The sequence below is a fragment of the Vreelandella andesensis genome (assembly GCF_003989795.1).
Classification (GTDB): Bacteria; Pseudomonadota; Gammaproteobacteria; order Pseudomonadales; family Halomonadaceae; genus Vreelandella; species Vreelandella andesensis.
This window is the reverse complement of the sequence record NZ_RZHG01000010.1, coordinates 51,681-69,903: the sequence shown is the minus strand read 5'-3', so window position 1 is coordinate 69,903 and position 18,223 is coordinate 51,681. Positions and strand designations below refer to the sequence as shown.

General features: G+C 50.7%; 23 protein-coding genes. 10 read left to right on the top strand and 13 right to left on the bottom strand.

The window, feature by feature from the left end; genetic code table 11:
* Positions 1–63 precede the first annotated feature (63 nt).
* The 3 genes from rpsI to zapE form a co-directional block, all read right to left on the bottom strand.
* On the bottom strand, positions 64–453 hold the full coding sequence (rpsI, locus tag ELY33_RS05440; RefSeq protein WP_022523918.1) for a 30S ribosomal protein S9: 390 nt from the start codon (positions 451–453) through the stop codon (positions 64–66).
* Positions 454–466: 13 nt separating this feature from the next.
* Positions 467–895 (bottom strand): 50S ribosomal protein L13, encoded by a 429-nt coding sequence (gene rplM / locus ELY33_RS05435; protein ID WP_126945089.1) that lies wholly within the window; start codon positions 893–895, stop codon positions 467–469.
* 233 nt (positions 896–1,128) lie between these two features.
* A complete protein-coding gene (gene zapE, locus ELY33_RS05430) occupies positions 1,129–2,310 on the bottom strand; it encodes a cell division protein ZapE (RefSeq protein ID WP_126945086.1) in 1,182 nt (393 codons plus the stop codon).
* 220 nt (positions 2,311–2,530) lie between these two features.
* On the opposite strand from zapE, the gene ELY33_RS05425 reads away from it, so the two are divergent.
* Positions 2,531–2,977: a ZapG family protein gene (locus tag ELY33_RS05425; protein WP_126945083.1), complete on the top strand. Its 447-nt coding sequence runs from the start codon at positions 2,531–2,533 to the stop codon at positions 2,975–2,977.
* Positions 2,978–3,048: 71 nt separating this feature from the next.
* On the opposite strand, the gene ELY33_RS05420 is transcribed toward ELY33_RS05425, so the two are convergent.
* Positions 3,049–3,810 (bottom strand): Nif3-like dinuclear metal center hexameric protein, encoded by a 762-nt coding sequence (locus ELY33_RS05420; RefSeq protein WP_126945080.1) that lies wholly within the window; start codon positions 3,808–3,810, stop codon positions 3,049–3,051.
* A gap of 138 nt (positions 3,811–3,948) precedes the next feature.
* On the opposite strand from ELY33_RS05420, the gene ELY33_RS05415 reads away from it, so the two are divergent.
* Positions 3,949–5,193, top strand: a complete 1,245-nt coding sequence (locus ELY33_RS05415) for a Do family serine endopeptidase (protein ID WP_126945077.1) — start codon at positions 3,949–3,951, stop codon at positions 5,191–5,193.
* Between the two features lie 38 nt (positions 5,194–5,231).
* Here ELY33_RS05415 and hisD read toward each other — a convergent pair whose 3' ends face one another.
* The 9 genes from hisD to ELY33_RS05370 all read right to left on the bottom strand — a co-directional run bounded on the left by hisD (position 5,232) and on the right by ELY33_RS05370 (position 12,055).
* Positions 5,232–6,548: a histidinol dehydrogenase gene (gene hisD, locus ELY33_RS05410; protein WP_126945074.1), complete on the bottom strand. Its 1,317-nt coding sequence runs from the start codon at positions 6,546–6,548 to the stop codon at positions 5,232–5,234.
* Positions 6,549–6,561: 13 nt separating this feature from the next.
* A complete protein-coding gene (gene hisG, locus ELY33_RS05405) occupies positions 6,562–7,215 on the bottom strand; it encodes an ATP phosphoribosyltransferase (RefSeq protein ID WP_126945072.1) in 654 nt (217 codons plus the stop codon).
* A 28-nt stretch (positions 7,216–7,243) separates the two neighbouring features.
* Positions 7,244–8,506, bottom strand: coding sequence for a UDP-N-acetylglucosamine 1-carboxyvinyltransferase (gene murA, locus ELY33_RS05400; protein ID WP_126945069.1), 1,263 nt, complete (start codon positions 8,504–8,506; stop codon positions 7,244–7,246).
* Between the two features lie 13 nt (positions 8,507–8,519).
* Positions 8,520–8,768 (bottom strand): BolA family protein, encoded by a 249-nt coding sequence (locus ELY33_RS05395; protein ID WP_126945066.1) that lies wholly within the window; start codon positions 8,766–8,768, stop codon positions 8,520–8,522.
* Between the two features lie 122 nt (positions 8,769–8,890).
* Positions 8,891–9,223 carry an STAS domain-containing protein gene (locus ELY33_RS05390; RefSeq protein WP_126945063.1) on the bottom strand — a complete coding sequence of 111 codons (333 nt, stop codon included), beginning with the start codon at positions 9,221–9,223 and terminating at the stop codon, positions 8,891–8,893.
* On the bottom strand, positions 9,220–9,879 hold the full coding sequence (locus ELY33_RS05385; RefSeq protein WP_126945060.1) for an MlaC/ttg2D family ABC transporter substrate-binding protein: 660 nt from the start codon (positions 9,877–9,879) through the stop codon (positions 9,220–9,222). The genes ELY33_RS05390 and ELY33_RS05385 overlap by 4 nt, the downstream gene beginning before the upstream one ends.
* Positions 9,880–9,951: 72 nt before the next feature.
* Positions 9,952–10,416, bottom strand: coding sequence for an outer membrane lipid asymmetry maintenance protein MlaD (gene mlaD, locus ELY33_RS05380; RefSeq protein WP_126945057.1), 465 nt, complete (start codon positions 10,414–10,416; stop codon positions 9,952–9,954).
* Positions 10,417–10,432: 16 nt separating this feature from the next.
* Positions 10,433–11,233 (bottom strand): lipid asymmetry maintenance ABC transporter permease subunit MlaE, encoded by an 801-nt coding sequence (gene mlaE / locus ELY33_RS05375; RefSeq protein ID WP_126945055.1) that lies wholly within the window; start codon positions 11,231–11,233, stop codon positions 10,433–10,435.
* Positions 11,234–12,055 carry an ABC transporter ATP-binding protein gene (locus ELY33_RS05370; RefSeq protein WP_126945052.1) on the bottom strand — a complete coding sequence of 274 codons (822 nt, stop codon included), beginning with the start codon at positions 12,053–12,055 and terminating at the stop codon, positions 11,234–11,236.
* 276 nt (positions 12,056–12,331) lie between these two features.
* Between ELY33_RS05370 and ELY33_RS05365 the strand changes: the two genes are divergently transcribed.
* The 8 genes from ELY33_RS05365 to ptsN all read left to right on the top strand — a co-directional run bounded on the left by ELY33_RS05365 (position 12,332) and on the right by ptsN (position 18,200).
* Complete coding sequence (locus ELY33_RS05365) at positions 12,332–13,318, top strand: KpsF/GutQ family sugar-phosphate isomerase (protein ID WP_126945049.1); 987 nt, start codon at positions 12,332–12,334, stop codon at positions 13,316–13,318.
* A 32-nt stretch (positions 13,319–13,350) separates the two neighbouring features.
* On the top strand, positions 13,351–13,893 hold the full coding sequence (locus ELY33_RS05360; protein WP_126945046.1) for a KdsC family phosphatase: 543 nt from the start codon (positions 13,351–13,353) through the stop codon (positions 13,891–13,893).
* A complete protein-coding gene (gene lptC, locus ELY33_RS05355; RefSeq protein WP_126945043.1) occupies positions 13,893–14,477 on the top strand; it encodes an LPS export ABC transporter periplasmic protein LptC in 585 nt (194 codons plus the stop codon). Before ELY33_RS05360 ends, lptC begins: the two co-directional genes overlap by 1 nt.
* Positions 14,474–14,977, top strand: a complete 504-nt coding sequence (lptA, locus tag ELY33_RS05350) for a lipopolysaccharide transport periplasmic protein LptA (RefSeq protein WP_126945040.1) — start codon at positions 14,474–14,476, stop codon at positions 14,975–14,977. Before lptC ends, lptA begins: the two co-directional genes overlap by 4 nt.
* Positions 14,978–15,056: 79 nt before the next feature.
* Positions 15,057–15,782, top strand: coding sequence for an LPS export ABC transporter ATP-binding protein (gene lptB, locus ELY33_RS05345; protein ID WP_126945477.1), 726 nt, complete (start codon positions 15,057–15,059; stop codon positions 15,780–15,782).
* Positions 15,783–15,887: 105 nt separating this feature from the next.
* The gene (locus tag ELY33_RS05340) at positions 15,888–17,318 is read left to right on the top strand and encodes an RNA polymerase factor sigma-54 (protein WP_126945037.1); all 1,431 of its coding nucleotides are present in this window, start codon (positions 15,888–15,890) and stop codon (positions 17,316–17,318) included.
* A 98-nt stretch (positions 17,319–17,416) separates the two neighbouring features.
* On the top strand, positions 17,417–17,725 hold the full coding sequence (gene hpf, locus ELY33_RS05335; protein ID WP_027335376.1) for a ribosome hibernation-promoting factor, HPF/YfiA family: 309 nt from the start codon (positions 17,417–17,419) through the stop codon (positions 17,723–17,725).
* Positions 17,726–17,729: 4 nt separating this feature from the next.
* Positions 17,730–18,200 carry a PTS IIA-like nitrogen regulatory protein PtsN gene (ptsN, locus tag ELY33_RS05330; protein ID WP_126945035.1) on the top strand — a complete coding sequence of 157 codons (471 nt, stop codon included), beginning with the start codon at positions 17,730–17,732 and terminating at the stop codon, positions 18,198–18,200.
* Positions 18,201–18,223: the final 23 nt, after the last annotated feature.

Genomic DNA, 18,223 nt, shown 5'->3' with positions numbered 1-18,223 from the left:
TTGATATTCCAATAAAAAACGCCCAGGCCGTTGACCTGAGCGCTTTTGCCGCATAGCTCGAAATTAACGCTTGGAGAACTGCGGACGACGACGTGCTTTACGCAGACCGACTTTCTTACGCTCGACCTGACGGGCATCGCGGGTTACATAACCAGCGGCACGCAGTGATGGGCGTAGATCTTCATTGTAGTTCATTAGAGCACGAGTAATACCGTGACGAATAGCACCTGCTTGAGAGGAGCCACCACCACCAGCAACTGTTACAAAAATGTCAAATTGATTCAGCGTTTCAGTCAATTCAAGCGGCTGACGAACAACCATGCGACCAGTGACGCGACCGAAATACAGGTCAAGGTCTTGGTTATTGACAGTAATTTTGCCAGAGCCCGGCTTCATAAACACGCGAGCGGTGGAAGTCTTGCGGCGCCCGGTACCGTAATACTGCTGTGTCATGGCGAAGATTTCCTCAGATGTTCAGTTCAAGCGGCTGTTGGGCAGCATGCGGATGCTCGGCACCGGCGTACACTTTTAACTTGGAGTACATGGCGCGACCCAAAGGACCTTTCGGCAACATGCCTTTAACGGCAGACTCGATAATGCGCTCAGGGGCATGATCAAGCATTTTGTCGAATGTCATAGAGCGCAAACCGCCCGGGTAACCAGTGTGGCGGTAATAGGTTTTTGCCTTCGCCTTGTTACCGGTTACATGGACTTTTTCAGCGTTGATAACAACAATATAGTCGCCAGTATCAACGTGAGGAGTAAATTCGGGTTTATGCTTGCCACGCAGGCGGCGAGCAATCTCGGTTGACAGACGACCGAGCGTTTTGTCCGTAGCATCGACTACATACCAGTCGCGCTGGACGGACTGCGGCTTAGCACTGAACGTCTTCATGGATAAAATCACCAGATTAAGTGTATTGGGTAGCTTACATCGCAAAACAAGCGGTGAAGCACCATCCCTATTTTTTTTGGTTGCCAGAGAAAACCCAGCAACATGCAGCGAAGCAGCATTCTACAGTAAGCGCAGCAGCAAGTTAAGAGCCGACCATCTTTTTTATTAGTACCGTTTTATCAATACCGTATTTCCGACGCCATGCTCATAACCCAGCCATTACATATTCGGCGTTATGGCTTATGAGGTAACGCTAAATATTCTTTAGACTGCATTTCTTGCAGACGCGACAGCGTCCTCTGAAATTCAAATGTTAGCTTCCCATCGCCGTAGAGCGCTTCAACCGGTACTTCCGCCGACATCAACAGCTTAACCCCGCGATCATAAAACTCATCAACCATGTTAATAAAACGCCGAGCCTGGTCATCTGTTTTGCCACTCATCTGGATAACGTTAGATACCAAAACCGTATGGAATTCCCTGGCGAGCTCGATGTAATCATTTTGGCTGCGCGGCCCATCACATAATTCAGCGAATTCAAACCATGCTACATCGTCGTGAAGACGGCGTGTCTTTAAAACGCGATGATTGATCTCAAGGGGCGCACTCTCCTCGCCCTTATGACCCGCTATTTCTCTAAAGCTTCTGTTTAGTTCTTGCTCTGCCGCTTCATCAAGTGGCGCGTGAAATATTTCGGCCCGCTCCAAAGCACGCAAACGATAGTCAATGCCGGAATCCACGTTGACGACCTCACAATGACGATTCACTAGCTCAATAGCAGGAACAAATCGTGCGCGCTGCAACCCATCTTTATAAAGGTCATCAGGCACTATATTTGAGGTTGCAACTAACACCACACCGCGCTCAAACAGCGCCTCTAGTAAATTTGCCAAGATCATCGCATCAGTAATATCTTTGACGAAGAATTCATCAAAGCAGATGACGCGTGCTTCAGCAGCAAACTTGCCAGCGATCAGTGTCAGAGGGTTCTTTTCACCCTTGTAATGCGTCAACTCGTTGTGAACACGCTGCATAAACCGGTGAAAGTGCGTGCGCATCTTTTCGGGGAACGGCAAAGCCTCGTAAAAGGTATCGACCAGATACGTTTTGCCACGCCCCACGCCTCCCCAAAAATAAAGTCCCTTTACTTCAGGCATTGCTGGTCCAACAGCGCTGGTCTTTTTACCCAGTAGCCCGGCAACTTTTGCTTTTAACCCTTTGCTCGCAACAACGGCTTTTGGTGCATTAGCAGGCGTAGCCAACAATTCATCATAAAGATGCTGAAGATGCTTAACTGCCTGTTCTTGAGCAGGATCGTACTGAAAATCGTCACGCTTTAAGTCTTCTTGATACCGTGCAAATGGCGTTAATCGGCTCGCCTGCTCACGGTCTTCACGTGCAGATAATGATGACATTAACTCGCTCCAGCAGCGCGCTTCCTGAACAAAACTGTGAGACTGTCAGAACGCAGCCTGCTCAGATAAAAGAGAAATATTATACGCTGCATAGTAACTGAGCGCATGAGCGAATTGACCCAACCAACAGATACACGCCTATAATGGTCGAGCTTTGTTAAGCTGTTTGTTAAATTTCGCCATACGTTTGGTGGCGTGCATCACCCCTAGGGAGAATACTGTGGAAGCAAGCTCACCACTCACTTTTGCGATTATTGGTCTCGTTATTGGATTTGCTGTCGGCTTGGCGTGCTATCGCTTGTTCAGCAAAAATCAGCGTGATCACGCCACATTAAAGCAAGCATTGCTTGAGCGTGAACATCAAATTGCCGAGCTTAAGAAAGGTATGGGAAGCCACCTCTCTGGCATCCAGCAGCACTTAATTACTCTTAGAAAAGAAGCTGATCAGCTAGAGCAACAAATAGAGAGCGAAGCGGCTGAATGGAAACTGGAAACCTCCATAACACCCGCCGCGGATGCCCCCTTGCCTAGCACCGAAAGCGAAGACGATGTTAACACCCCGCGTGATTATGCTGATGGCAAAAGCGGAACACTGTCTGAGGACTTTGGATTAAAAGGCAGTGCGAAAGAACATGACGCATCCACACCACAACCACCTCGTTATTGATAAATAACAGGACCAATGTCTCTGTCGCATCCGCACGACAAATTAATGCGGATGCTTTACGCAAGTCAGTATTAAGCTGGATTATCAATATCGACGAATCGATGTTCGATACCATACTCGCTCGCTAACCATTCACCCAGCGCCTGAACGCCAAAGCGCTCAGTTGCATGATGCCCCGCCGCGATATAGTGAATACCCATCTCTCTAGCCAAATGCGTAGTGCGCTCTGAAATTTCCCCAGACACGAAAACTTGCGCCCCAGCGTTATAAGCCGCTGCGATCATGTCCTGAGCACCGCCGCTACACCACGCTATCCGCTCTATTGGGCCATCTATTGGCGCCTCGACCACTAAAGGCGCTCGGTGCAACACTGCGCCCAAATGAGCCCCCAGCTCGCCTATGCTTAGCGGCTCAGGCAGTCGGCCAGACCACAACAAACCCTCGCCAAGCTCACCATCTATACAACCCTCGACCTTCCAGCCCAGACGCTTGGCAAGCTCAGCATTATTGCCAAACTCTGCATGGGCATCTAATGGCAAATGATAAGCTAGTAAGCTTATTTCGTTGTTAAGCAGAGTTTTAATTCGCCTCTGCTTCATGCCAGTAATGGCTACCGGTTCATTTTTCCAGAAATAACCATGATGTACTAATACCATGTCCGCTTGCCAAGCAACCGCTTCCTCCAATAACGCCTGACATGCCGTTACGCCTGACATCACCCGCTTTACCGTATCGCCTCCCTCTACCTGAAGGCCGTTAACGGTAAAATCTTTAAATTGCGATGAGCGCAATTGATGGTCACAAGCGGCTACTAACTGGTCGCGATGGATCACTCTGACTCCTTAATCGATTAACAGGCTATCGTGAGGAACGTCTCAATAAAGTGTTACGATAGAACCATTGTAAATCTCGCTTCGCGTTATCGCGAACCTCGCGACTATTTAGACGACCACCCGCTGAGGAAACTTCGCATGCACCGCTCTGTGCTGCCTTATGTATGGCCGATTATCACCGGACTACTTCTTGCTGCCCTGGTACTACTTGCCTTCCCAGAGTATTTGCCTAACCCGTTTAGGCAAACGCCTCCCGCAACCGCCGAATCTCCCTCTTCGCTTGTACCAACCAGCGGCGAACCGTTAGCAAGTCGACCAGCGCCAGAAATCCGTCATGCAGAACCGCTCAATCGTAATCAGGGGCCTGCCAGCTACTCCAATGCCGTTAATCTAGCGGCACCAGCTGTCGTTAACATTTACTCGTCGCGCATTGTTGAGCGGGATCAACACCCATTAATGTCCGATCCTTTTTTTCAACAGTTCTTCAGCGGCGACGATGCCACCACTCATCAGCGAATGCTGTCGAGCTTGGGCTCTGGCGTTATTGTCAGCCATGACGGCTACGTATTGACCAATCACCATGTCATTAACGGCGCCGACCAAATACAGGTGGCACTTCGAGACGGGCGAGAAACCCTTGCAGAGGTAATTGGCACTGATCCGGAGAGCGACCTTGCCGTTTTACGCATTACCCTTGATGATTTGCCAGCGATAGAGCTGGCTGATTCTGAACAGGTAGCCGTGGGCGATGTAGCACTCGCTATAGGCAACCCTTTCGGTGTTGGGCAAACAGTTACCATGGGTATTATCAGCGCGACGGGACGTAGCCACTTGGGCTTAAATGCCTATGAAGACTTTATCCAGACAGATGCCGCGATAAACCCGGGTAATTCTGGAGGTGCATTAGTTAATCCTGATGGCGCTTTAGTGGGCATTAATACAGCTATTTTTTCACGCTCAGGAGGCTCACAAGGGATTGGATTTGCGATTCCAGCCAACCTTGCCCACAGCATTTTGAATGAGCTTGTTACTCGCGGTCGCGTTATACGCGGCTGGTTAGGCATAGAAGCACAGGCTCTTTCCCGCGAGCTAGCTGCATCGTTCGGATTAAGAACACCTCAAGGCGTGATCGTCGCTGGCGTCGTAAAAGATGGGCCTGCCGCCAAAGCAGGTCTTCAGCCCGGTGATGTCCTACTGTCGATTGACGGTCAAGTAATCTTGGATGCTCGAGCCACAATGAGTGCGATTGCTTCCATACCACCCGGCACAGAGCTACCGCTGACAATTGTCCGGAGCGGTGAGCGTATGGATATGACGCTCAAGGTAGGCGAACGGCCTGTGCCAACCAATGCTACCTCTGGAGAACATCAAGGCGACTCATAAGTCGCCCTGATGGTTATTGATGCCTATGCAAACAATGCTTAGTTGTTAATACGATATTCAGCTGAACGCGCATGAGCAGTTAGCGATTCGCCGCGAGCAAGTACCGACGCAATTTTGCCAAGTTCAGACGCACCCTCAGGTGAGCAGTGGATAATGGATGAGCGTTTCTGAAAATCATAAACCCCCAGTGGCGACGAAAAACGGGCCGTTCCAGACGTGGGCAGCACGTGATTCGGCCCCGCACAATAGTCACCCAGCGCTTCAGACGTATGCCGTCCCATAAAGATAGCTCCAGCGTGACGTATATCTTCAAGCCAACCGCTAGGTGTATCGACAGAAAGTTCGAGATGTTCGGGCGCAATGCGGTTAATCAACGCTATCGCTTCAGCTTGATCTTGGCATAAAACTAACGCTCCACGACGCTGCAGCGAAGCACGTGCAATATTTTCCCGCTCAAGTGTCGGCAGTAACCGCTCAATTGAAGCCTCTACGTCATCTAAGTGGGCAGCGTTCCAACTAACCAAAATCGCTTGGGCATCCTCGTCGTGCTCAGCCTGGGAAAACAAATCCATTGCCAACCAATCCGGATCTGTTTGACCATCGGATACCACCATGATTTCAGAAGGACCTGCAATCATATCAATACCGACCTGACCAAACACGGCGCGCTTAGCAGTCGCCACGTAGATATTTCCGGGCCCGACGATTTTATCTACCCGCGGAACACTCTCAGTACCATAGGCAAGCGCCGCAACCGCCTGGGCTCCACCAATCGTGAACACATAATCGACGCCCGCAAGATGGGCAGCCGCCAACACAAGGTCATTCAGCACACCATCCGGGGTCGGCACCACCATCACAATTTCGCGCACGCCAGCAACATGCGCCGGGATCGCGTTCATCAATACTGATGACGGATAAGACGCTTTTCCGCCCGGTACATAAATACCAGCTCGATCCAAGGGCGTTACCTTTTGACCAAGCACCGTTCCATCAGCCTCTTCGTATTGCCACGAGCTTGGCTTCTGCCGCTCATGATAACGCTTTATGCGCTCAGCGGCGGCCGACAGCGCATCCCGTTGCTCAGTAGATAGACCGTCAAAGGCCTTTTTCAGCTGCTCCGGGGTTAAACGTAGCTGCTCCATACTTTCGACTGACAGCCGATCAAAGCGATTTGTCGCCTCGACCACAGCACTATCACCTCGCTGCTTAACGTCTGCTAATATCTCTTCAACACGAGCCTGCACTGCCTTATCAGACACTCCTTCCCAATCCAGCAGCGCATCTAAATGCTGATGAAATGTCCCATCAACAGTCGAGAGACGGGCAATGGTGGCTGCGAACTTATCGCTCATGGTAAACCTCGCGTCATTCAATAGGCTGAGTCTGGCGCTTTTTAACCGCACTTTCCAAACGGGCTAACAATGGCTTAATTCGGTCATGTTTCATGGTCATGGCCGCTTTATTAACCACTAGACGGGTGCTGATATAAGCAATGAGCTCACGAGGTTCCATTCCATTGGCACGCAACGTGTTGCCAGTATCTACAATATCAACAATTTCATCGGCCAAATTCATGAGGGGCGCAAGCTCCATCGCCCCATATAGTTTAATCACTTCGGCTTGAATGCCCTGCTCTGCGTAGTAACGCCTTGCCACATTGACGAACTTAGTGGCTACGCGGCGGCGTGCTTTGGCAGGCGACTGGCCTGTGACGCCGGCTGTCATTAGCTTGCAACGAGCGATATCTAAGTCTAGCGGCTCGTATAGCCCCTCGGCGCCATGCTCAAGCAGCACATCCTTACCGGCAATCCCCACATCTGCAGCACCCAACTGCACATAAGTCGGCACATCGGTTGCCCGTATGATAACCAGCTTCACGTCTGGCAAATTGGTATCAAACAACAGCTTACGACTCTTACTCAAATCTTCTACCGGAGTAATTCCCGCATCTGCCAATAATGGCAGTGTTTCGTCCAAAATACGCCCTTTTGAAAGGGCTAAAATCAGTTGCTTACTCATTTTTTAGGCCAATGGTTAATAACATGGCTTAGCCGGGAATACGGCGAATGCGCGCACCCAGCAGCTGTAATTTTTCCTCTATGCACTCATAACCACGATCGATATGGTAGATACGATCTACAAGTGTTTCACCTTCGGCCATCATTGCCGCGATCACCAATGATGCTGACGCACGAAGGTCGGTCGCCATTACCGGTGCACCTGAGAGTTTTTCTACCCCTTCAATCAGAGCAGTATTACCTTCAAGCGCAATATTCGCACCCATCCGGTTTAGCTCTTGCACGTGCATAAAACGGTTTTCAAAGATGGTTTCCACTACCCGGGAATGGCCCACAGCGACAGCATTCATCGCCACAAACTGTGCCTGCATATCTGTAGGAAAGGCAGGATAAGGGGCGGTGCGAATATTAACCGCTTTTGGCCGCTTGCCATGCATATCCAACGCGATCCAATCATCGCCGCTAGTAATCTCAGCACCCGCTTCCTCAAGCTTAGCGAGAACCGCTTCCAAAATATCAGCACGGGTACGCTTAACTTTCACGCGGCCACCCGTCATAGCCGCCGCCACCAGAAAAGTGCCGGTTTCAATACGATCAGGCATGACATCGTGCTCACAACCGTGAAGCGATGCAACGCCCTCAATTACGATGGTGTCAGTGCCATGACCACGAATCTTGGCCCCCATCTTGATCAAACACTCGGCGAGATCAACGATTTCAGGCTCACGCGCAGCATTCTCAAGAATAGTGGTACCCTCTGCAAGGGTCGCCGCCATCAACAGATTTTCAGTACCCGTTACCGTGACAGTATCAAAAAATATGGTCGCTCCTTTCAGGCGTCCATCGACTCGGGCACGAATATAACCGGCTTCAACGCGAATTTCTGCACCCATCGCCTCGAGACCACGAATATGCAAGTCCACCGGACGCGAACCAATTGCGCACCCGCCTGGCAAGGAAACATCTGCCTTGCCAAAATGCGCTAACAACGGGCCTAGCACTAGAATGGAGGCACGCATCTTCTTAACTAGCTCATAAGGGGCGTGGCACTGCGTTACCTGGGAGCCATCAAGCTGAATACTGAGCCTCTCTCCCATCACAGGTTCAACGCCCATTCTCCCCAGCAGCTCCAGCGTAGTAGTGATATCTTGCAAGTGAGGCAAGTTACCAATAATTACCGGGCCATCTGCCAAAAGACTTGCGCACAAAATCGGCAACGCCGCATTCTTAGCACCGCTCACCCACACTTCGCCATCTACCGACCCATTGCCGGTTATGATTAATTTATCCATAGAGTGGCCGCAACTAAACGTTTTCCGGTGCAGTTTGCCACTGCCCCGGAGTAAACGTTTTGATACTAATGGCGTGAAGCGCGCCGGACGCAATTTCATCACTTAGCGCCGCGTAAACTAACTGCTGACGCTTTACAGGAGAAAGACCTTCGAAAGCTTCGCCAACTGCGATCACCTGAAAGTTACAGCCTTCACCCTGGATATGGAAATTACATCCATCGATGCGGGACTCAAGCAGTGCTTTTACCTCGTTGGGTTGCATAAGACAGGAAACTCCTTTGGGGTCATTGAATGGGGGCATTAAAATAGAGGGGACGCTGAAATAGCGAAAAATAAAAAACATGATAAAGAAAAGCGGCACGCTTGGCGATGCCGGACGGCCACTCACGCTTCAGCGTTGGGCGAGTCTATCAGCGCATCAAGCTCGGCAAGCGAGGTCAAACGCTCTAGTGGCGTAGACAATGCAATCGATGTAACGACAATTCCCAGCGAGTGACAAGCACGCAGCCATTCAAATAACACGCTAATGGCCGCACTGCTGGCTTTAGAAACTTCAGCGAAATTCAGGGCGACCTCGGTTAAATGAGCACTCTCAAGCCATTTAACGCCTGCAGCGGCCACTTCGGCCGCTGCATTAACATTAAGATCACCTTGAACCCCCAACGTGCAAGACTGGGCAGTCAGCGAAACATGGGGCGTAGATAACAGCGTCGTCATGCATTGCCACCTTGTTCAAGTTCGTCGACGCCAATTTCAGGTGACCAGCTACGAATTACCGCATCATAGTCACGGTTATGTTCGCGCATTGACTGGTCAAATTGATTGCGGAACGTTAGCCCTAAATTGATCCCATTAACAATGACATTGACTACTTTCCATTCACCATTCGACAGCCGCAAGCTGTAGCTAACAGGGTAAATTTGACCATTATTGGCAACAACTTCCATATCAACGCTGGCTTGATCATCGTAGCGCTGACCGCGCTGATCGGTCAGCACCCTCAGCTCGTCATAATCAAATGTCACAAGTCCGCGCGTGTAGGTGTCGATCAGAGTTTGACGAAACACATCGGCGAACTGGCTACGCTGCTCTGGCGTGGCATTGCGGAAATAACTTCCCATCACGCTCGCGCCAATATAACGAAAGTCTGCCACATCATTCAGGCTATCGTTAACTAGCGCTTTTAGCTCATTAAGATTATTGGCATAGTAATCTTCTCTACCGTTAATCTGCTCCATGAATTCATTGACGTTTTCACGAACCAACGCTTCTGGCGATTTCGACTGAGCCTGGGCAATAAATGGCAGCAAAGCCACCGCTAACGCCAGCAAAAAGACCAAACGACGAGCCAACATTACGCTGTTTTCTTTCATTAAAATCACCTCTTGACAACTGGTAGCACTCTTAGCGCTCACCCAGTGACCATATTTAGCTAGTAACTATTTTTAGTTAGTAACCATATTGGATACAAATTGCTGGATAAGTTCTTCGAGCACCAAGGCAGACTGGGTATCTCGAATAACATCACCTTCTGCAAGCACTTCTGGAGCACCGCCAACACTCAGGCCAATGTACTGCTCTCCAAGCAGGCCAGCCGTCAAAATTGCCGCGGTAGTATCTTGCGAAAGCTGGCCTGCAAGCTCGCTATTGAGGCTTAACACCACCCGCGCATCATACCATTCAGTATCAAGCTCAATAGCCTCTACCCGACCCACAGTAACACCGGCCATAGTGACGCGCGCACGCGGCTTCAGACTGCCGATGTTGGCAAAATTTGCCTCAAGGCGAAACGTATCAGAAGGTGCCGATAGTGTCATTCCACTGACGCGCAAGCCCAAAAAAACAAGCCCCAGAATGCCCGCAAGCATAAACAGGCCAACACCAAACTCCATGGTTTTACTGCGCTTCATGTTATTGCTCCACCCATTAAAGACCGCCAAACATAACGGCAGTCAACACAAAATCCAGCCCTAAAACAGCAAGCGACGAATAGACCACCGTACGTGTTGTCGCACGTGAAATCCCTTCAGAAGTGGGCACTAAGTCATACCCTTGGAACACCGCAATCCAGGTAACTACGACGGCAAATACAAGGCTTTTGATTATGCCGTTACCAATATCATTAACAAACGAAACGCTCGCTTGCATATTGCTCCAATAAGAACCTTCAAAAACCCCCAGCCATTCAACCCCGACTAAATAACCGCCCCAAATTCCCACCACACTGAAACCAACGGTAAGAATAGGTAGCGAAATAAAGCCTGCCCACAGCCTTGGCGCCACCACCCGGCGCAATGGGTCGACGCCAATCATTTCCATGCTTGTCAACTGCTCGGTCGCCTTCATAAGACCGATTTCTGCCGTTAACGCAGAGCCTGCGCGGCCAGCAAACAACAGCGCGGCGACCACCGGCGCCAGCTCTCGAAGAAGTGACAGCGCAACCATTTGGCCGAGCGCTTGTTCAGCCCCAAAGTCAACCAAAATGGTATATCCCTGTAGCGCAAGCACCATGCCAATAAACAGCCCTGATACCAGCACAATAGCTAGAGACAGAACACCAACGAAATGCACTTGGCGCAGCCACAATGACCATCCTTCCCGTGAAGGAACCCCGACGGCTGACTGAGCCAAAAAGACACCTGCACGCCCTAGCGATTCTAAGGCGTCACATCCTTTTCGCCCCAGCTGAGCAACATGCGAGATAGCATGTTTTACGTTTGATTGCATTTAACCCACCTTCCCTGCAGAGGTTTGACCTAAAATATCGCGGTAAAGTGTCTCAGCAGGATAGTGAAACGGCACCGGCCCGTCTGGCTCCCCATGAATAAACTGGCTCACCCGAGGGTCTTGGTTCGTATCTAAGGTACGTGGCGTGCCGGAGGCTACCACCTGCCCATCGGCAATGAGATACAAATAATCGGCAATACTAAGGGTCTCTTTGATATCGTGAGAAACGATCACTGACGTAAGCGACAATGCTTGATTAAGGCGTTTAATCAGCTGTACAAGCACCCCCATTGAAATGGGATCTTGACCAACAAAAGGCTCATCATAAAGGATCAGTTCTGGGTCAAGTGCCACCGCCCGAGCCAACGCCACACGCCTTGCCATGCCACCCGAAAGCTCAGCAGGCGATAAATGTCTTGCTCCGCGCAAACCCACTGCCTGTAACTTAAGAAGCACAAGGTCACGTATCATCTGATCCGGCAGGTCAGTATGCACCCGAAGTGGAAATGCTACATTTTCAAAAACGTCTAGATCTGAAAACAACGCGCCGCTCTGAAACAACATACCCATGCGTTTTCGAAGTGCAAACAGTGCTTTACGTGACAATCGATGTACGTCTTGCCCATCGATTAGCACTCGACCTCGGTCAGGCGTTAACTGTCCACCAATTAACTTCAAAAGGGTCGTCTTGCCGGTACCGCTTGGTCCCATGATAGCCGTTACCTGGCCGCGCGAAATCGTCATATTGATTCCACGAAAAATATCGTGATCACCCCGCGAGAAATACAAATCTTCAATTTCGATGAAAGGAACATCTGTCATGGGCTGGCTGGCCTTGATAGTCGTCTTGGCGCAACAGCAGTAGTATATGCTGGCTACGCACGCGATAGTTAAAAAAATGACAGTTTAAAAAACAGTGTTTTCGAAATATTATCGAACATCGTAACTTAACGCTACCCACAGTAACAGATTCGCTCGTTATGACTGTCTTGTTGTGGCCAACCTTTAAGAGCTAGGTACGCGCTTTACCTAAAAACCGTGCCAAGATGTTATTCTTGACGGTCTACTTTTGACCGCTTACGAAAGAGAGACCTTCTCATGCGCCAGCCACTATCGACACCTAGCCCACTGCGTGAAAGTGCGCTGCGCACGTTGCAAATTGAGCAGGCCGCAATTGGGGGGCTTCAAGCAAAGCTTGATGAAAGCTTTGACCATGCCTGTGAGCTTATCCTTGCCTGTCACGGACGCGTGGTCGTAACCGGTATGGGCAAGTCCGGCCACATTGCGGGTAAGCTGGCCGCAACACTGGCAAGCACTGGCACGCCTGCCTTTTTTGTACACCCTGGAGAAGCCAGTCATGGCGACCTTGGTATGATCACCCGCGCGGATGTTGTACTCGCCCTTTCGAACTCAGGTGAAACCGCCGAGGTCACGGCACTGCTTCCACTTTTAAAGCGTTTAGGCACACCGCTTGTAAGCATGACCGGTCGCCCTGGTTCAACGTTGGCTAAGCACGCTGACGCTCACCTCAACAGTGGCGTTGAACGTGAAGCCTGCCCACTCGACTTAGCACCGACTAGCTCAACCACTGCAGCCCTTGCATTAGGTGATGCTCTAGCCGTGGCATTGCTGGAAGCGCGTGGCTTCACTGCTGAAGATTTTGCGCTTTCACATCCTGGCGGAAGCCTTGGTAAACGTTTACTTTTGCGTGTAAAAGACTTGATGCACAACGGGTCTCGTCTTCCTCAGGTGACATTAGGCAGCCCACTACGAGATGCACTCTTAGAAATTACTCGCCAAGGGTTGGGCTTTACTTGCGTAGTCGATAGCGAAGGCCGTCTTGCCGGTGTTTATACCGACGGCGACTTACGCCGAACGTTGGATCAGTTCCATGACTTACGTAACGTATTAGTTGATGACGTTATGACGCGACCTGGAAAACGTATCGGCCCAGATGTACTGGCGGCTGAGGCGGTACGCATCATGGAAGATAGTCGAATCACCGCATTGGCGGTTGTGGATGATCAGCAGCGCCCCATTGGTGCACTTCACATGCATGACTTGCTTGCCAGTGGCGTTATTTAATTGTTACTAAACACTTACAACATGGAGGCTTCATGGCTCTACCTGACGCTCTACAAGACCGAATTCGCCGCGTAAAACTGCTTGCCATTGATGTCGACGGCGTACTTACTGATGGCCGCCTCTACTTTCAAGCTGACGGTATCGAAATCAAAGCATTTCATACTCAAGACGGTCATGGCTTAAAGTTATTGAAGCGCGTTGGCATTCATGTTGCCTTAATTACCGGGCGTGATTCTCCCATGGTCAGCCAGCGCGCAGCATCGCTGGGGATTACCCATGTTTATCAAGGGTGCGAGGACAAACTCAACACGCTACGCGCGCTTTGCCAACGCCTCGATATCACGCTAGAGCAAGTTGCCTATTGTGGTGATGATCTACCCGACCTTGCCCCTATAAAGCGCTCTGGTGTCGGCATCACTGTTCCTAATGCACCTGATTATATGCATGTCCATGCCGACTGGATAACTGACCGGCTTGGCGGCCATGGGGCTGTACGTGAAATTTGCGACACATTATTGATGTCTCAGGGTCATTGGGACGCTGTCTTAGATACGTATCTACACGGCAACTCGTAATGCGCTTTTGGGTTAAAAAACGCGCATGGGTAACCACCATGGTACTTGCCTTAGGTGGCTTACTTGTGTGGCTAGATCCACGCGGCCCTCAAGACCAAGCAATTGATCCTGAAGCACGCGCTCAAGAGCCTGGCCATGTATTAGAAAACGCAGAAATCACGCTGTTTGGTGAAACAGGTGCCATCCAACAGTCACTGACAACGCCCCGTTTAGTGCATACCCCACAAACGGCGATGACCGACGTCATCTTACCTAAGGCAATACTCTTCGATAGCGAAGAGCGCCAATGGCGGGCTACGGCGGAAACCGGCACTCTCAATACTGACACGCAGGCACTCACTCTGGCTGGCTCAGCCCAACTACATGCTCCCGATGAGGGCTGGCAGCTGAATACAGAATTATTACACTATGATGGCATCACCCGTCATGCTTGGAGCGATGCCGAGACCATACTTCAGCAACCGCCCCAGCGCATTGAGGCTTCACGTATGGATGTATGGCTGGACGATAGCCAGATCCGCTTAACCAACAATGTGCGCGGCGTTCATCCGCCTACCACCCGTTCCCAGCAGGAGTCGCGATGAACACTCTCATTCGCACGGCACTCTTCGCCATTGCACTACCCATCTCGGTGGCAGCGCTACCGGCCATGGCGCAAAACCAAGCCCCCGTAGAAGTTGAAGCCGACCGTTTAGATCTCGATCAACGAGCAGGCACCGCCGTATATTCCGGCAACGTCGATATTCGGCAAGGCAATATGCAGCTACGTGGTGATCGCGTAGAGATTCAGCGTAACGACGCTGGCGAGCTATCGCGCGCTGTTGCTACCGGTGGACGAGCCTATATACGCAACCAGCTCGAAGACCAGGCAAGTCCGATGGAAGGCTGGGCAAAGCGCATCATTTATCATGTTGCCGAGCGCCGGGTCGAACTGATTGACCAAGCTGAGCTTATCCAACAAGCGGATCGTTTTCAGGGCGGACGATTAGAGTACTTTATGGATCAAGGGGTGGTTCAGGCGCGTTCTGATGTTAGTGGTGGTGAACCACAGCGCATTCGTATGACTCTTCAGCCGGAACAATAGGGAGTGCCCCGTGGCGACAAACAGCGTAGAGCCAGCACCTCACACCAAAGCGTCAGAGCCAACCCCCGAAGTAGCGCCAATAAGAACACTTTATGCCCATCACCTAGCCAAAAGCTATAAACGCCGCCGCGTGGTTAAGGATATTAACCTAGAGATCTCCCAAGGCAGCGTGGCGGGCTTGCTAGGACCCAACGGTGCAGGCAAAACGACGTCGTTTTATATGATTGTCGGCTTGGTGAAGTCTGATGCGGGAAAAGTAGGCATTGACGGGCTTGATTTAACGCATGCCCCCATGCATGAACGTGCGATAGCCGGTATTGGCTACTTGCCTCAGGAAGCCTCTATCTTTCGCAAACTGTCCGTTGCCGACAACATCATGGCAATTTTGGAAACCCGCAAGGAACTCGACCGTAGCGCCCGTGAGCAACGCCTTGAGTCGCTACTAGAAGATTTTCACATCACTCACATTCGTGACAATTTAGGTATGAGTCTCTCAGGCGGAGAGCGTAGGCGTGTTGAGATTGCCCGCTCCCTCGCGACAGAGCCTGCTTTTATTTTACTTGATGAGCCATTTGCCGGCGTTGATCCAATCTCAGTGGGTGACATTAAAACGATCATTCGGGCACTCAAAAAACGCCATATTGGTGTATTGATTACTGACCATAACGTCCGAGAGACACTGGATATTTGCGATATTGCCTATATCGTAGGCGATGGTCATATTATTGCCAGCGGCCCACCCCAGGAAATTCTCAACAACCAACGGGTAAGAGACGTTTATCTAGGGGCTGATTTTCGCCTGTAAACAGTCACCTGCAGAAAAAATAGTACTGGTGGCATAGTTATTGCACTTGCACCAAGCCACAACACACAATAGGGTGGAGCTTTCTGGTTAACGAGTGGTTCTCAGATGGTCATGAAAGCTTCTCTTCAATTGCGTATCGGTACACAGCTGACCATGACACCTCAGCTGCAGCAGGCTATTGCCTTGCTACAGCTGTCAACGCTGGACCTCCGTCAAGAAATTCAGCAAGCACTTGATGCCAATCCAATGCTTGAGCAGGAAGATGAGTTCGGTGAACAGGCTGTTAGTGAACCCCAGGAAGCTGAATGGTCTGAAAGCATTCCTAACGAACTCTCGACCGATAGCGACTGGTCAGACACTTACCAAGATATAGGTAATCAAGATATAGGTAGCTATGGCGCTAGCAGCGAAGGGCCAGACTTTGAGCGTCAAGCCACTGGCCAAAGTCTGCATAGTCATCTGCTTTGGCAACTGGCCATGACAGACTTTTCGTCTCGCGACCATGCCATCGCTGAAAGCCTCATTGACGCATTGGATGCCAACGGCTATCTAACTCAGCCTCTCAACGACATACGCGAAGGACTTAAAGCTCAAGGGCATGACGGCCTTAGCCAGCGTGAAGTTGAAACGACCCTACTTCGACTTCAACAATTTGAGCCCACCGGCGTATTTGCTCGCGATCTTCGTGAATGCTTAATGCTGCAGCTGGCATCACTCCCCGACGACACACCGTTGCTTATGCCAGCCAAACGCCTAGTGCGCCAATTTCTTGAAGCGCTGGGTAAAGACGATGTGCGCTTATTGAAGCGACGGTTGAGTCTGGACGAAGATCAGCTTGATGACGTTATCCACTTAATCCGCAGCCTTGATCCTCGCCCTGGAAGCGCCTTTGGAGACACCGATGATAGCTATGTGACGCCAGACCTCGTGGTGCGCCACGACAACGAGGGATGGCACCTAGAACTAAACCCAGAGGCACTGCCACGGCTGCGCATTCAACCTGACTACGCGAGCCTCATCAAACGGGCTGACAAAAGCCAAGATAACCAATTTTTAAAAGACCATCTCCAGGAGGCTCGCTGGCTCATCAAAAGCCTTTCAAGCCGTAACGATACGCTACTGCGGGTTGGTCGAGAAATCATAGCTCGTCAAATAGGCTTTCTGGAGCGCGGAGAAGAAGCTATGAAGCCGCTGATTCTAGCGGACATTGCAGAGGCCGTCGAAATGCATGAATCCACTATTTCCAGGGTCACTACCCAGAAATATATTCATACCCCACGCGGCGTATTCGAACTCAAATACTTCTTTTCCAGCCAAGTGAGTGGCCAGGACGGCGGTGACAGCCATTCCAGCACCGCTATCCGGGCTCGGATCAAAAAACTGGTGCAGGACGAACCTTCCGGCAAACCGCTCTCAGATAGCCGACTTGTGTCACTATTGGAAGAGGGAGGCATCACTGTCGCTAGGCGGACAGTGGCCAAATATCGCGAATCGATAGGGATTCCCTCTTCAAGTGAACGGCGCCGTTTACGTTAATAAAACAGCGCTTACGAGACAAAGTCTGTCTAAGGGCTTTGCAATAGCGCAAAAAGGGTTACAATCGAAAGACAGTCCGACAGATAAGGAGCACGTCAATGCAAGTAAATATCACTGGTCATCACGTAGAACTGACTGACGCCTTGCGTGACTATGTAAATGAGAAGCTAGAACGCGTTGAGCGTCATTACGACAACATCACTACCGTACAAGTGACCTTATCTGTTGAAAAGGAGCGTCAGCAAGCTGCCTGCACACTGCATGCTGCAGGAGCCGATTTACATGCAGAAGCATTGGACAATGACATGTACGCTGCGATTGATGCGCTAGCGGACAAAATTGATCGTCAACTCGTTAAACACAAGGAAAAAGCACAAGCTCGCGCCCAAGGCGCAGGCGTGCGTTAATTCAATGACGTTGGAAACTATTCTTCCCCCGGAGCGCGTACTTTACGACGTCGCCGGGGGCAGCAAAAAAAGGGTGCTTGAATTTTTCAGCACCTTTATTGCGCAAAACACACCTAGCCTAGATAGCCAAGAAGTCTTCAGCCGCCTGATTGGTCGTGAGCGCTTGGGCAGCACTGGTATAGGCAACGGCGTTGCTATTCCTCACGCACGTAGCCCTCACTGCAGCTCACCTATTGCTAGCTTTCTAAAGCTTGCTGAGCCTGTGGATTTCGATGCTATTGATGGTGATCCCGTCGATCTCGTGTTCATCCTTTTAGTACCTGAAGAGGCTGACGACACACATTTAGCGTTACTAGGCCAAGTGGCATCCATCATGAACAGCGTTGACACACGTCAGCAGCTTCGAAAAGCAGCCAGCCAACGTGAGCTTTTAGACCTTATTACAGCAAGAATTCGCGAACAACCGGTTTCCTAAATGGTCCATCATTAAGCATTGCC